General features: G+C 48.3%; 14 protein-coding genes. 10 read left to right on the top strand and 4 right to left on the bottom strand.

Annotated elements, in window-relative coordinates; all coding sequences use genetic code 11:
- The first annotated feature begins 8 nt into the window (after positions 1 to 8).
- On the top strand, positions 9 to 752 hold the full coding sequence (nfsA, locus tag CRN96_RS04580) for an oxygen-insensitive NADPH nitroreductase (protein WP_097039567.1): 744 nt from the start codon (positions 9 to 11) through the stop codon (positions 750 to 752).
- A gap of 51 nt (positions 753 to 803) precedes the next feature.
- Entirely contained in the window at positions 804 to 983 is a 180-nt protein-coding gene (locus CRN96_RS04575) for an LPXTG cell wall anchor domain-containing protein (RefSeq protein ID WP_097039565.1), read from the top strand.
- Positions 984 to 1681: 698 nt separating this feature from the next.
- On the opposite strand, the gene CRN96_RS04570 is transcribed toward CRN96_RS04575, so the two are convergent.
- Positions 1682 to 2209: a DUF308 domain-containing protein gene (locus CRN96_RS04570; protein WP_097039563.1), complete on the bottom strand. Its 528-nt coding sequence runs from the start codon at positions 2207 to 2209 to the stop codon at positions 1682 to 1684.
- A gap of 200 nt (positions 2210 to 2409) precedes the next feature.
- On the opposite strand from CRN96_RS04570, the gene CRN96_RS04565 reads away from it, so the two are divergent.
- The 5 genes from CRN96_RS04565 to CRN96_RS04545 all read left to right on the top strand — a co-directional run bounded on the left by CRN96_RS04565 (position 2410) and on the right by CRN96_RS04545 (position 8400).
- Positions 2410 to 3012: a sugar phosphate isomerase family gene (locus CRN96_RS04565; RefSeq protein WP_097039561.1), complete on the top strand. Its 603-nt coding sequence runs from the start codon at positions 2410 to 2412 to the stop codon at positions 3010 to 3012.
- Positions 3013 to 3033: 21 nt separating this feature from the next.
- Positions 3034 to 3246, top strand: a complete 213-nt coding sequence (locus CRN96_RS04560) for a hypothetical protein (protein WP_097039559.1) — start codon at positions 3034 to 3036, stop codon at positions 3244 to 3246.
- Positions 3247 to 3313: 67 nt separating this feature from the next.
- Complete coding sequence (gene fumC / locus CRN96_RS04555; RefSeq protein ID WP_097039556.1) at positions 3314 to 4705, top strand: class II fumarate hydratase; 1392 nt, start codon at positions 3314 to 3316, stop codon at positions 4703 to 4705.
- An 11-nt stretch (positions 4706 to 4716) separates the two neighbouring features.
- A complete protein-coding gene (locus CRN96_RS04550; RefSeq protein ID WP_097039554.1) occupies positions 4717 to 6243 on the top strand; it encodes a Ppx/GppA family phosphatase in 1527 nt (508 codons plus the stop codon).
- 30 nt (positions 6244 to 6273) lie between these two features.
- Positions 6274 to 8400, top strand: a complete 2127-nt coding sequence (locus CRN96_RS04545) for an RNA degradosome polyphosphate kinase (protein ID WP_097039551.1) — start codon at positions 6274 to 6276, stop codon at positions 8398 to 8400.
- 58 nt (positions 8401 to 8458) lie between these two features.
- Here the strand turns inward: CRN96_RS04545 and CRN96_RS04540 are convergent, their stop codons facing one another.
- Genes CRN96_RS04540 through CRN96_RS04530 form a run of 3 tightly spaced genes read right to left on the bottom strand, consistent with a single transcriptional unit; the run spans position 8459 to position 10214 of the window.
- Positions 8459 to 9286, bottom strand: coding sequence for an RluA family pseudouridine synthase (locus CRN96_RS04540; protein ID WP_097039549.1), 828 nt, complete (start codon positions 9284 to 9286; stop codon positions 8459 to 8461).
- 3 nt (positions 9287 to 9289) lie between these two features.
- A complete protein-coding gene (locus CRN96_RS04535; RefSeq protein ID WP_097039547.1) occupies positions 9290 to 9793 on the bottom strand; it encodes a thioredoxin family protein in 504 nt (167 codons plus the stop codon).
- 16 nt (positions 9794 to 9809) lie between these two features.
- A complete protein-coding gene (locus CRN96_RS04530; RefSeq protein ID WP_097039546.1) occupies positions 9810 to 10214 on the bottom strand; it encodes a disulfide oxidoreductase in 405 nt (134 codons plus the stop codon).
- A 91-nt stretch (positions 10215 to 10305) separates the two neighbouring features.
- Between CRN96_RS04530 and CRN96_RS04525 the strand changes: the two genes are divergently transcribed.
- The 3 genes from CRN96_RS04525 (at position 10306) to CRN96_RS04515 (ending at position 13593) form a co-directional block, all read left to right on the top strand.
- Positions 10306 to 11445 carry a GAF domain-containing sensor histidine kinase gene (locus tag CRN96_RS04525; protein ID WP_245844540.1) on the top strand — a complete coding sequence of 380 codons (1140 nt, stop codon included), beginning with the start codon at positions 10306 to 10308 and terminating at the stop codon, positions 11443 to 11445.
- Between the two features lie 5 nt (positions 11446 to 11450).
- Positions 11451 to 12083, top strand: coding sequence for a response regulator (locus CRN96_RS04520; protein WP_097039542.1), 633 nt, complete (start codon positions 11451 to 11453; stop codon positions 12081 to 12083).
- A 223-nt stretch (positions 12084 to 12306) separates the two neighbouring features.
- The gene (locus CRN96_RS04515) at positions 12307 to 13593 is read left to right on the top strand and encodes a dicarboxylate/amino acid:cation symporter (protein WP_097039539.1); all 1287 of its coding nucleotides are present in this window, start codon (positions 12307 to 12309) and stop codon (positions 13591 to 13593) included.
- Positions 13594 to 13722 lie beyond the last annotated feature (129 nt).

The following is a 13722-nucleotide window of genomic DNA, read 5'->3' as shown; positions in this document are numbered from 1 at the left end:
TTTTTAACATGGAAAAGTATGCAGTGATTGACTTGCTTAAAAACCACCGTTCAATACGTAAATTCACCGATGAAAAATTACCAGACGAGACGATCAGGATGCTCGTTGAAGCGGCACAGAGTGCCAGCACTTCAAGTTATGTGCAGGCATATACAATCATCGGCGTGACGGATCCTGAAAAGAAGAAAGCGCTGAAGGAAATCAGCACACAGCCCTATGTCGAGAACAACGGGCATTTATTCGTCTTCGTCGCAGACTACAGAAGGCACCGTGATCTGTCGGAAGAAAAAGATGCCCCGATCAATTTCCATCTGACGGAGCAGTTCATCGTCGGCACCGTCGATGCGGCGCTTGCGGCGCAGAACCTGGCCGTTGCGGCAGAGAGCATCGGGCTCGGAATCTGCTACATCGGTTCCCTGAGAAATGATATGGCGAAAGTGATCGAGATACTGGAGCTGCCTGAAGGCACATTCCCGCTCTTCGGCATGGTGGCTGGATTCCCGGCACACGAAGGCAGTGTTAAGGAACGCCTGCCGTTTGAAGCGGTGTATCACGAGAACACTTATCAGCATCTGGATGAGACGAAAGAGGAAATCGAAGATTATGACGAGCGTGTGAGCGCGTACTATAAAGAACGCACAGGCGGGAAGCGGGATGATTCCTGGAGCGACCAGGTGGTCGGCATGCTCAATAAAAAGCAGCGCCTGGATGTCGACGAAGTCGTTAAAAAGCAGGGATTCCTGGGGCAGTAAGAAAATATACGGAGATTTCAATCATTCACCAGTTCCGGTGTTGCAATCACTGTGCCGGATGTTGAAGAGGATGTCGTAAGCGCAGCCGATGGAAGTGATCAGGCTGATGACGGCAGCAAGTCATCGACGCTTCCTGATACGGGTGTAGCGGCATTACCTATGGGGATTATTGCTTCCATTCTGTTCGCAGGTGGCGCATTGCTGACATTCTTCACAAGAAGAAAACAATAATAGAATAATGAATATTTTTGAGATAGAGAGTGAAGCGTGCTTCATCCTGATCTTGAATTTATACATGAAAAAGGGCGACTTCAAATCAATTGATTTGAAGTCGTCCTTTTCTTGTTACCATTTACCAGTCAAACTTTAATTGATTATCATAAAATTACAATTGCTTACTTCCTTGAGTTCGTAAGGTTGGGAGATAAATCTTGGAAAGGTTACGAAATATGGATGAGGATTCGCAACTTTGACCAGGAGTTTGGTAGAAGGTTGCGAAATAGGAGGAAGAATTTGCAACGTTGGCAGGCAAGTCTCATAAAGGTTGCGAAATAGGGTGCTGGATTCGCAACATTGACACAGAAATCTCAGAAGGGTTACGAATCACGAGGGAGGATTCGCAACTTTGAGCTGAAATCCACACAAACGTCACAAAAAAATGCCATAGATCACAAAGGATCTACGGCATCATGCTCAATTTGAGCAGGTCTTTCGAATTTAAATATTATCTGATTCTCTTTTCGCCGTCATCCTTGTAACCATACTCAGATTCGCGGCAAGCAGTTAAAATTGCAGTTAAAAACGCAATACATACCATTAAGATTAAAAATGCATCCATTAGTCTGCCTCCTAGCGTACTCGCTTATATAATTAACATTATATCTGATTATACCACATTTAAAAAGAGGCTTTTAAATAATTTTGGGATGTTATGAATCAAACGCTTCGATTATGAACTCGATTCCTGTGATCAGGAAGTAGATCCCCATAAGGAATGCAATGGCAAAGAGTCCGGTCAACGGGTTGAACAGGACCATGAGGCCGAGCAGTATGCCGATGATACCTATGATGACCGCGGCCCAGAACCTGCTGGTGCTCCGTTCTTTGATGTAGCTCGATGTGATGAGCAGGTAGACTGAGTCGACGATGAACCATGCGCCGAGAAGCACAGGCAGGGCGATGATGCCGAGCTGTATGTTGAACAGGATCAGCAGCCCGATGATGATGTCGATGATGCCGATCACGAGCATCAGGGTATAGTTCCTGTCCGAGTAATCCTTTATCTTCCTTCTGAAGAAAATCTCAAAGACACCTTTGAATATTGCGCCGAAGCCGAGCAGGAAGACTGCGGCCAAAATCGTGGCGTCCGGGTTTGCGAATAAAAAGATTGCCAGAATGATGAATATGATTCCGACAATCAGTGAAGGCCAGTTGAAATTCCTGGTTGAACCTTCCATTTTGAATCATCCTCTCCATTCATAGTTTGTGAAATTAATCTCTAATTATAATTATAAGTGCTATCCGGAGCGGATATGTATATTCTGCTCACAAAGTTGCGGTATTTTCATTTTAAAGTTCCTTCAGTGTTATTTGTGATAAAATTATGGGTAAACTAAGTATGATATGTCTTAAAACACATTATATGGAGGAAATTATCATGGCTATGAATTTTAAAATTTTCGACACCAAAGAAACTTTAAGTGTATATACTGCTGATATCTTAAGGAAACAGGTCCACAACAATCCTACCAGCCTGCTTGCATTGGAAATGAATGAAGATTTGAACTGGACATATGAGAAGTTCGTCGGTGAGACGAAGCAGCATCCTGCAGATTTCTCCCAGGTGAACATCACATTGATCGGCAGACCGACAACGGATGTGCTTGATAAGCTCACGATACCTGAAAACCAGTTCCACAAAGACGGCTCGAGTGAATCGCTGAACAGTCTCCTTGATGATGACGATAAAGATAAAAAACAGATCAGTCTGGGACTCTTGTATCTCGACAATAAAGGCAATGTCGGCTTCAATGATGAGGATAAAAATGAGCCGGTATTCGATGCCCGCGAATTGTTCGTGGTGGCTGCAGGTGCAGACAAGGCGGATGTGGTCAGGGCGCTGTACAATGCCAAGGAAAATGACAAGGATGCATACAGCCAGATCAAATCGCACCGTATGGTGACGGTTGTGCTGGACCGGGAGGCGGCGTCTGGGCTGGATCCGGATATCGCCGATTATTACAGTTTCAAATTTGCATAAGTCTGAAGAGGTGAGAGCGGGATGAAGAAGGAAGACTGGAAAGTCCGATACGGAAATGATGAGGATGAAGACTATAAGGATCTGGTGGAACCAGATCCGAATACGATGACGTATGATATGGAAGATGTGCGTGAGCTCGGCCGGGAAATGGAACAGCTTTCCCAAAATCCGGACTATCCAATTGATACTTCCGTTGATGAGTCGCATGATGATGGGAAAGAAAATGATGAATAACAGATGAATCCTCTGGTGAATTAGTATAAAATGTTGATGTATACTAATTTACAGGAGGTTTTTTTCATTGTCATACAGAATTGAAAAAGATACTATTGGAGAAATCAAAGTACCCGCTGATAAATACTGGGCAGCACAGACTGAACGCAGCCGCCAGAATTTTCCGGTCGGCAAAGAGAAGATGCCGATTGAAGTGATCGTGGCATTCGCCGAGTTGAAAAAAGCGGCAGCTGTTGCGAACAACAGCCTGGGCAAGCTGTCGGACAACAAGAGAGATGCGATCGCATATGCATGCGACCGTGTGATCAACCGTGAACTGGACGAGCATTTCCCGCTTGTCGTCTGGCAGACCGGAAGCGGCACACAGAGCAACATGAACGTCAACGAAGTCGTCAGCTATGTCGCCAACGAGTACTTGCAGGAAAAGGGTATCGAAGATGAGAAAGTTCATCCGAATGACGATGTGAACATGTCTCAAAGCTCCAATGACACTTATCCGACAGCAATGCATGTGGCACTCCTCGTATCTGTTGAAGAGCAGCTGCTGCCTGCACTGATGAAATTGAAAAGAACTTTCGAAGCACAGGAAAAAGAGTATGATGATATCATCAAAATCGGCCGTACGCATCTGCAGGATGCCACTCCGCTCACGCTCGGACAGGAAATCAGCGGCTGGAGATATATGCTTGAGAAGTGCGAGGAACTCATCGAGGAGTCGAAAGGCCAGCTCAGGAACCTTGCGATCGGCGGTACGGCAGTGGGCACCGGCATCAATGCACATCCTGAATTCGGTGCGCGTGTCGCAAGGGAACTATCCGTCCAGACAGGCTACGAGTTCGTCACAAGCCCGAACAAGTTCCATGCACTCACTGCGCATGATGAAGTGGTCTACCTGCATGGTGCGCTTAAAGCGCTTGCAGCAGACCTCATGAAAATCGCAAACGATGTGAGATGGCTTGCTTCAGGACCGCGTGCGGGCATTGCCGAAATCGAGATTCCTGCCAATGAACCGGGGTCATCCATCATGCCGGGCAAAGTCAACCCGACCCAGTCGGAAATGCTCACAATGGTGTCGACACAGGTCTTCGGAAACGATGCAGCAGTCGGATTTGCGGCATCACAGGGCAACTTCGAACTGAATGTTTTCAAACCGGTGATCCTGTACAATACACTGCAGTCGATCTATCTCCTCGCGGACGGCATGGTGACATTCAATGATAAATGTGCTGTCGGCATCAAACCGATACATGAAAACATAGACAGGTTCCTGAACAATTCACTGATGCTCGTCACGGCACTGAACCCGCATATCGGTTATGAAAAAGCGGCGAAAATTGCCAAGAATGCCCATGAAAAAGGCATCACGCTGAAAGAATCGGCTGTCGAATCCGGCCATTTGACGGAAGCTCAGTTCGATGAGTGGATCAGACCTGAAGATATGACTGAATCTAAAGAATAGGTGAACTCACTATGAAACGGATAGGCTTGATAGATATAGGCTCGAACACCGTACGGCTGGTATTGTTCGAGTATACCGAAGAGACGGGTCTGAAGGAGATCCAGAATATAAAAACGCCTGCAAGGCTTGCAGGCTACCTGACTGAAGACGACCTCATGGAAGAAGAAGGTATCGACCTTTTAGTGAACATACTCCACAGCTTCAAGCAGATTGCCGACAAGTACGATGTGGTCGACTTGTGTCCCGTCGCCACGGCAGCCATCAGGAATTCATCTAATGTCGATGAGATTGTGAAACGTGTCAAAGAAGAGCTGGACATCGACATCAAAGTGATCTCCGGCAAAGAGGAAGCCTATTACGGCTTCCATGCAGTCACCCATACGATCAGCACCCATGATGCCGTCACCATAGATATCGGCGGAGGAAGCACCGAGCTCACCTTCTTTGAAGATAAAGAGCTGATTTACTCAGAAAGCCTCCCCTTCGGTGTGGTGACGCTCCAGGAGATGTTCTTTGAAGGCAGAGCACATAATGATGAAGACGCCATCCGGGAAGCAAAGGCGTATGTTGAGGAACAGCTCGGCAATGTGAGATGGTTGTCCAAACGCCGGGTGACGATCCTTGCGATCGGCGGAAGTGCAAGGAACGTCGCACGCATCCACCAGTCGATGATCAATTATCCAATTGCGGGTGTCCACGGCTATGCACTGGAACGTGACGGCCTGGAAGGTGTCATGGACATCCTCATGAATACGGAAGGTGAGGAGCTGGATGATATCGACGGCTTGAGCAGGGACCGCAGCGACATCATACTGCCGAGCCTGCTTGTCTTCAAGACACTTTACGACATCGTCGATGCGAGGGAATTCAAATTCAGCCGCAAGGGGCTGCGTGAAGGTCTTGCGATGTCCATCATCTCGCAGGAGAAGCCGTATGCCTTCAACAAATATAAAATCTACGAGGATGCGATGAGCGAGCTTGCAAATGATTTCAAGCTGAATGCGGAAACATCCGCGAAGCGCACTGAGATCACGGAGCGCATCTACCATGAACTGAACCGGCATGATCTGCTCACGATATCAAAGCATGACAAATATCTTTTGAAGAATGCGGCGAAAATATTCTATCTCGGTGATTTCATAGACCGGGATGCGACGAGCCAGCACACATTCTATCTGCTCGCCAACAGCAACATCAACGGCATCGTCCACCGCGACCGGGTGCGGCTTGCGTTGATTGCGAGCTTCAAGAACAAGACGCTCCTTAAATTTTATGCCGAGGACGTGGGATGGTTCGATGACGATGACATCAAATTGCTGCTCGATCTCGGGAGCATACTCAAGTTTGCGAATGCACTGAACATATCGCATACGAACATCGTCACTGATCTGTACCTGGATGAGAATGAAGACGAATATGTCCTCACCGTTGAATATCAGGGCGATCCAATCGCCGAGGAATATCAGGCATCAAGGCAGAAGAAGCATATCGAGAAGATGCTCGATAAAAAATTGGAGATAAAATTTACAGAAGCTTAACATTAGAACAGTACAATGGTGATTGGAGGGATGACCGTGGAATACAAACTCGACAACAGGGAATATTATGATAACCGTGAACTGAGCTGGCTCAGGTTCAATTACAGAGTGCTGGAAGAAGCAATCGATGACCATAATCCATTGCTCGAACGATTCAAATTCCTCGCAATCACCAGTTCCAATCTGGATGAATTTTTCATGGTCAGAGTCGGCGGACTGAAAGATCAGGTGAAGATGAATTACCATGAACCTGAAAATAAGACGAAGATGACCCCGGGTGAGCAGCTTGAAAACATCAGCAGGTTGAACAGGGAAAACTGCACCGCCCAGTACCGCATCTTCAACGACCTTAAAGATGAACTTGAAAGTTACGGCGTTTATTTCAAAAAGCCGGAAGATCTGCCTGAGCGATTCAAAGTGGAAGCGGATGAGATCTTCGACGAAGAAATCTTTCCTTCACTGACGCCGCTCGGCATAGATGCATACCGCCCTTTCCCGAAGCTCATGAATAAGAAGATCAATATATTCGTGAATCTGTCGAATGAGCTCGGTGATCAGACGGCAATCGTGCAGCTGCCGACGATCATCAAGCGGTTCTACACTTTCCATGATGACGGCAGGACATACGTCGTACTGTCCGAAGACATCATCATCAGAAATGTCGGCAAGTTATTCAAAGGGTACAAAATAGACCGTACATTCGCATTCAGAATCACCCGGAATGCCGACCTCACCATCCATGAAGAAGGGGCGCAGGATCTGCTGATCGAGATCGAAAGGTTCCTTAAGGAACGCACGAAGGGTGCAGCAGTGCGCCTTGAGATCGACAGCGGCGGGAACAGTGCGATCAAAGGCTCATTCTTAATGGAGGAGCTGTCCCTTGGTGAAAATGATGTCTATAAATTTGACGGGCCGCTGGACCTGACTTTCCTTTTCGAGTTCGTCTCGAACCTTAAGGGAAGGCACCCGAACCTGATCTATAAACCGTTCGAACCGCAGTCCCCGAAGTTCCTCGGTACAGACGACGTATATGAGCGCGCCTTGAAGGAAGATATTTTCCTGCACCATCCGTTCGAGTCATTCCAGCCGATCGTGGATTTCGTCAAAGAGGCGGCGGCGGATCCGGACGTGCTCGCGATCAAGCAGACGCTGTACCGTGTCTCGAGCGATTCACCGATCATCGCCGCCCTGAAGGAAGCTTCCGAGAACGGCAAGCAGGTTTCCGTTCTGGTCGAATTGAAAGCAAGGTTCGATGAGGAAAGCAACGTCCATTGGGCGAAGGAACTTGAAGATGCCGGGTGCCATGTGATCTACGGGATGAACTATTTGAAGACGCACAGTAAAATCACGCTCGTCATCAAACGGGTGAGGAATAAACTGGTCAGGTTCGTCCATCTCGGCACGGGCAATTACAATGACTCCACAGCCAAGCAGTATACGGATATGGGCATCATCACGACAGATCCGGATATCGGCGACGATGCGATCAATTTCTTCAACTATTTGAGCGGATATTCACTGAAACCCGAATATAAATCGCTGCACGTGGCGCCTTTTGAAATCAGGGACTTATTCGATGATTACATCAACAAGGAAATCGCGTTCCATAAAGAACACGGCAACGGGTATATATTCGCCAAGATGAACTCACTCACCGACAAGAAGATCATTGATAAGCTGCTCATCGCTTCACAGGAGGGTGTCAAGATCGACCTCGTGATCCGCGGCATATGCTGCCTGAAGGCGGGCATCCCCGGTGTCAGCGAAAATATCCGTGTCGTGAGCATAGTCGGCAGGTTCCTTGAACATACAAGGATCTATTACTTCCGTCATAACGGGCAAGACAAGATGTTCTTATCCTCTGCGGATATGATGACAAGGAACATGATCAAACGTGTGGAGATCCTCTTCCCGGTGAATGATGAAAGATTCATCGAAGAATTGAAGGAGATCAATGAACTTTATCTCAGGGACAATAAAAAAGCCCGCTACCAGAAGCCGGACGGCACATACGCATATGTGAGGAACGATGCGCCGCTGCTCAGCGCGCAGGAAGAACTGATGCGCCGCGCCTTGAAAGTGAACCGTGAACAGATAGAACATAAGGAAAATTATCTGCTGACGCGGATCAGGAACAGATTCAAGAAGAGCAACTGATATGCGGCATCATAAAAAATCCCCTTTGAAATCATTGTGATTTCAAAGGGGATTTTACTTATAATTCATCTTTATCCAGTGCGATGGTCAATTCTTTCTGCAGGATCGGATGGATGAATGACATCTTATAGCTGAACAGCTGCAGATCCCTGAGTGTCGAGCCGCCGTACAACGGATCTCCGATGATGGGAAAACCGATGTGGGCAAGATGGACCCTGATCTGGTGGGTGCGTCCGGTCTCAAGCTCCAGCTCGATTTCACAGTACTCATCCGTCACTTTGGATTTGATGATGTTCGTCACGGCTTCCTTCCCGCGGGGGGTGACGTGATATTTATTTCTTTCTTTCGGGTTTTTGGCGATCGGTGCTGAAATGGTCTGGGGCTCCAGACGTTTCTTCGTATCGACCCTTGCGATGTAGACGCGTTTGATCTCGCGTTCAGCGAGCATATGGTCAAGCATCTTTTTGACGTATGGGTGCTTGGCCACGAGTATCACGCCTTTCGTCTCCTGATCGAGACGGTGGACGGGTTCGAGATAATCCACATCGAGCGTGTAGAGCGCATGGTTCATCAAAGTGTTCGTTTCGTGCATTTCATTCGGATGTGTCTTGACACCGCGCGGTTTGAAGAGGAGGGCGAGATACCTGTCCTCGTACAATACTTCGCATGTCCTGTAACTCGGCTTGTACTGGCTTTTTTTCTCCGACGCCGGGAGATTAACGGCATCCCCCGTATGGAGGTCGGTGTTCAAAGGCTGCTTCTCCGAGTTGATTTCGATATCTTTTGACATGCGCAGAAGATGAAGTTCCTTTTTCGATAAGTGAAGCGTCTTTAAGACGTCTTCGAGCGACTGGCCGTCAAAATTTTCATGCACTGTGAATTTCATCAATTATTCTCCTGAAGTTGCAGCGATGAAGGACTCATAGCTTTCAACGTCTCCCGGATTCCCGGTCATTCTCTCGACTTCTTCCCCATCTTCAAAGTAGATGAGTGTCGGTGTCGCTTCAAGCTCGTATGTGTTCCACGGTTCCTCGTACTCGAGCACGTTCAGCTGGATCAGATCTTCATCCGCCTGTTCGAAAGCGTCCACAAGCAGTGGTGTGGCTTCCAGGCAGTGTGGACATGTAGGGGACCAGAAGTAGACGTACTGGCCGTCGCCGCTCTCGATGGCACCTGCGACTTCAGCCGGCGTCTGGTTATAATGGTAATCCTCATTATCCAGTGCGTCGATCGTCGGGCCGCTCAGTGCCTCCGGTTCCATATCCGTGTAAGGGTAGTAGCCCGAGTCGCTCAGCTGGTCAGGCTCGGATGAATTGTTGTTCATGACGACGAAAATTGCGATGAATGCAACAATGATTGCTGCAATGATGCCGTAAAATATTTTATTTCCCATTCAATGATAACTCCTTTTATTTTTTAATTAAAAATGACATTGTAAAGATCAGTATGAACGCGATGAGTGCGAGAAACGGAATCGTTATAAAGCCGAACCAATTTATATATTGTACAGTACAGTCCACACCCGTGCAAGCAGGCTGGCTGTCGGCGATGAACGAAAATTTCTGCAGGCTGTAGTGGTAGGCGGAGGTGAGGATGCCGATGCCGCTGAACGCCCTCAAGTAAATCCTTGAATTCATATCATTCCTGATGAGGCCGATGAATGATATAAGCACGATCGGATACATGATGATCCGCTGATACCAGCACATCTCGCAGGGCAGGTACAGCCTGATTTCACTGAAATACAGCGACCCGAGTGTCGCAATCAATGAGACAAGGAATATCAGCTGCATGAATAGTTTGTTATATTTCATATGGACGACCTTCCTCTTACTTTCTTTACTTGGTTACATACTATAATATTATAGTATGAGTAGGATCATTTGCCATCAATATTTTTACAAATTGATTACAACAGAAATGAAGATGGGTGTTTCCATGAAGAGTAAATTGAAATTATTGAAAGATATCGCAGAGTTCCTGAATGAAGAGACCGATCTGAAGACGATGCTCGACGGTGCGCTCCGTGAACTCATCGACCATACGGAATTCGATACCGGCTGGATATTCTTCATCAATGATGAGGGTGAACATGAACTCGCGGCCCACTACCGGCTCCCGCCGTCGCTTAAAAAGCGGGAATGCCATTACCTGGATGACGGGAGCTGCTGGTGCGTCAGGGCATACCATAAAGGCCAGCTCAGGACCGCGACGAACATCTTCGTCTGCTCCAGGCTTGAAAAAGCCCAGCTGGAATTCCCCGGTGAAAATAAAGGCATCACCCACCATGCCACCATGCCACTCATTTCGGGTTCTGAGTCATACGGCCTTTTGAACGTGGCGAGTCCGGACCGTGAAGAGTTCGACAAGGACGAGCTGGCACTGCTCGAATCGGTGGCCTTCCAGATCGGGTCGACCCTGAAAAGGATCGAACTCACCGCAAAGGAGAAGGAAAGTATCGTCATCAAGGAGCGTCAGCGGCTCGCACGCGACCTCCACGACTCGGTGAACCAGATGCTGTTTTCAATCGGCATCACGTCGCATGCGGCGAAATCCCTCTCCGATGCAGAGAAAATCGACGATGCCCTGAGCTCCATCGAAAACACATCGAAACATGCCATGAAGGAAATGAAGGCACTGATATGGCAGCTGAAGCCAATCGGGCTGGAGAACGGCATCCTCCATGCCATCGAATCGTACAGCGGACTCATCGGGGTCAAGGTCAACATCGAACTTGAAGGCTTCTACAGCATCAGCGACGCTGCAGAGATAGAGCTCTACCGCATCATACAGGAAAGCCTGAACAACGTCATGAAACACTCCGGTGTAAAAGAGGCGGATGTCAAAATGACCGTACGGGATAAAAAGCTCTACACGACGGTGACCGACAGGGGAGCCGGGTTCGATCTCGGCAACAAGCGGGCGACGAGCTACGGCTTCGGCAACATGAGGGAACGCATCAGGAAACTCGGCGGTGAACTGGATATAGATACAGGAATTGATGAAGGTACAGTCGTCAGGATCACTGTACCGATTGAGGAGTGAAGCATATGTATAACGTCATCATCACAGACGATCATCATATTGTAAGGGAAGGCATGAAATTCCTGCTGTCGACCACCGACAACATCAATGTACTTGAAGATTTCGGCAGCGGCAGGGAAACGCTCGAATACTTGAAAGAACACCACGCGGAAGTCGACCTGGTACTGTTGGATCTCGTCATGCCGGAGATTGACGGCATCGAACTCACCCGGATGATCAAGGCGGATTATCCGAAAGTGAAGGTGCTCATACTTTCGAGCTACACGAGCGAGGAATATATCAGACCGGTGTTCCAGGCACGGGCGGACGGCTACATCATCAAGGAGATGGAAGCGGAGGAACTCGTCTCATCCATCAGGGATGTGATCCAGGGTGAGAAAGTCATCCATCCGAACATATTGAAGATCATCGATAACACCGGAAACCTGCCGCATGAAAGGAATGCCTTATCCGCACGTGAAATCGATGTGCTGAAGGAGATCGTGAAGGGTAAATCCAACAAGGAGATCGGGGAGGCCCTTTATGTGAGTGAGAAGACAGTGAAGACGCATGTCAGCCATATTCTGAACAAGCTGGAAGTCTCAGACCGTACACAGGCTGTGATCTATGCGATCAAATATAATCTTGTGAAACTTTGATGTTCCAGGGCGCCGTCATTTCAGTGACGGTGCCTTTATTTATGCAGCTTACATATAGAAGATATCGGAAATGTAATTCCATCCGGCCGATGAATAAAGGACTTATCCCCCAAAAGCGGTGCACAGCCCGGTGGGTCGGGATTAGTAAAAGTTTCAGTTGTTAAAAAAATTGTTTCGCTGTATAATTTGGAAGTGTTTTCACTACGCATCAGGGAGGAAAAATATGAAAGTAAGTAACCGTTTAACATTATATATCGTCATCGGGCTGGTTGCCGGGATCATCATCGGCTCCATCCTCAGCCCAATGTCCGGCGAAGGCTGGGTGCAGTGGATCGATCAGTACATATTCAACGTCGTGGGGCAATTGTTCCTCAGCATGATATTCATGATGGTCGTGCCCGTCGTGTTCATCTCCATCGTGCTTGGTGTGGTCGGTGTCGGGGATCCGAAGACTCTGGGGAGCCTCGGGATCAAGACGCTGGCATTTTATCTGGCGACGACCGCCATCGCCATTTCAATCGCGATCATCATCGCCCTTGTGCTTCAGCCGGGTGAGGGTCAATCAGAGCTTCTCGCTTCATCCGAAGTGGAGGAGTACCGTGAAACGGAGCTTGAAGGTGAGACCGGCGAAGCGATCAATCAGACATTCGACCAGACGATCATCAATATCATCCCGACCAATGTGATCGAAGCGATGGGAACTGCGAATATGCTGCAGATCATCGCATTTGCGATATTCATCGGCATCGCATTGATTGCCGTGAAAGACAAAGTGCCGGGACTGATCAGGCTGTTCGAAGAGGCCAATGAAGTCGTCATGTGGATCGTGCTTGCGATCATGAAATATTTCGCAGCCATCGGCGCTTTCGGACTCGTGGCAACGGCTTTCGTGCAGGCCGGATTCGGGGCGATCCAGCAGCTCGGCATGTACTTCGTCTGTGTGCTGCTTGCACTGTTCATACATTTCTTATTTGTTTACGGCGGCGCCATCCGCTTCCTTGCGAAGCGTAGTTTCATCTGGTTCATCAAAGGTTTCGCACCTGCGATGGGTGTCGCATTCAGTACATCTTCATCGAGTGCAGTGCTGCCGATTTCAATGGAGACTGCGCAGAAGAATCTTGGCGTGAGGAAAGGAATATCCAGTTTCGTCCAGCCGCTCGGTGCGACGATCAACATGGATGGCACCGCCATCATGCAGGGCGTGGCGACGGTCTTCATCGCCCAGCTGTCCGGGGTGGACCTCACCATCATGCAGATGATTACGGTCGTCATCATCGCCGTCGTGGCGAGCATCGGAACGGCGGGCGTGCCGGGCGTCGGCCTGGTCATGCTTGCGATGGTGCTGACCGCAGTCGGCCTGGATCCTGCAGCCATCGGCATCATCATCGGCATCGACCGGTTGCTCGATATGACGCGTACAGCCGTGAACATCACGGGTGACGCTGCGATCTCCGTCGTGCTGAATGAACAGATGACGAGGAAAGAGGAGAAGGCGGAAACGCAAGCATAATATTACACTTTAGATGGAAAAGTGGTATAATAATAAGGGTATATAAGATTTCCATAAGTGAACACTTATTGAACTTATCTTGTATACTCTTTTATTTTTGGTAAATTTATATTATTATATTTTAAGTGT

It is taken from the genome of Salinicoccus kekensis (assembly GCF_900220995.1).
In the GTDB taxonomy this organism is placed as follows: domain Bacteria; phylum Bacillota; class Bacilli; order Staphylococcales; family Salinicoccaceae; genus Lacicoccus; species Lacicoccus kekensis.
Note: the sequence above shows the minus strand (reverse complement) of the source record. Positions and strands in the feature narration are given on the sequence as shown.

What these genes read in the sequence shown, in the direction of transcription:
- CRN96_RS04520 (WP_097039542.1), top strand. Translation starts at nt 11,451, where the DNA reads ATGTATAACGTCATCATCACAGACGATCATCATATTGTAAGGGAAGGC.
- CRN96_RS04565 (WP_097039561.1), top strand. Translation starts at nt 2,410, where the DNA reads ATGGCTATGAATTTTAAAATTTTCGACACCAAAGAAACTTTAAGTGTA.
- CRN96_RS04540 (WP_097039549.1), bottom strand. Translation starts at nt 9,286, where the DNA reads ATGAAATTCACAGTGCATGAAAATTTTGACGGCCAGTCGCTCGAAGAC.
- CRN96_RS04535 (WP_097039547.1), bottom strand. Translation starts at nt 9,793, where the DNA reads ATGGGAAATAAAATATTTTACGGCATCATTGCAGCAATCATTGTTGCA.
- CRN96_RS04570 (WP_097039563.1), bottom strand. Translation starts at nt 2,209, where the DNA reads ATGGAAGGTTCAACCAGGAATTTCAACTGGCCTTCACTGATTGTCGGA.
- CRN96_RS04560 (WP_097039559.1), top strand. Translation starts at nt 3,034, where the DNA reads ATGAAGAAGGAAGACTGGAAAGTCCGATACGGAAATGATGAGGATGAA.
- CRN96_RS04530 (WP_097039546.1), bottom strand. Translation starts at nt 10,214, where the DNA reads ATGAAATATAACAAACTATTCATGCAGCTGATATTCCTTGTCTCATTG.
- CRN96_RS04550 (WP_097039554.1), top strand. Translation starts at nt 4,717, where the DNA reads ATGAAACGGATAGGCTTGATAGATATAGGCTCGAACACCGTACGGCTG.
- CRN96_RS04545 (WP_097039551.1), top strand. Translation starts at nt 6,274, where the DNA reads ATGACCGTGGAATACAAACTCGACAACAGGGAATATTATGATAACCGT.
- nfsA (WP_097039567.1), top strand. Translation starts at nt 9, where the DNA reads ATGGAAAAGTATGCAGTGATTGACTTGCTTAAAAACCACCGTTCAATA.
- CRN96_RS04515 (WP_097039539.1), top strand. Translation starts at nt 12,307, where the DNA reads ATGAAAGTAAGTAACCGTTTAACATTATATATCGTCATCGGGCTGGTT.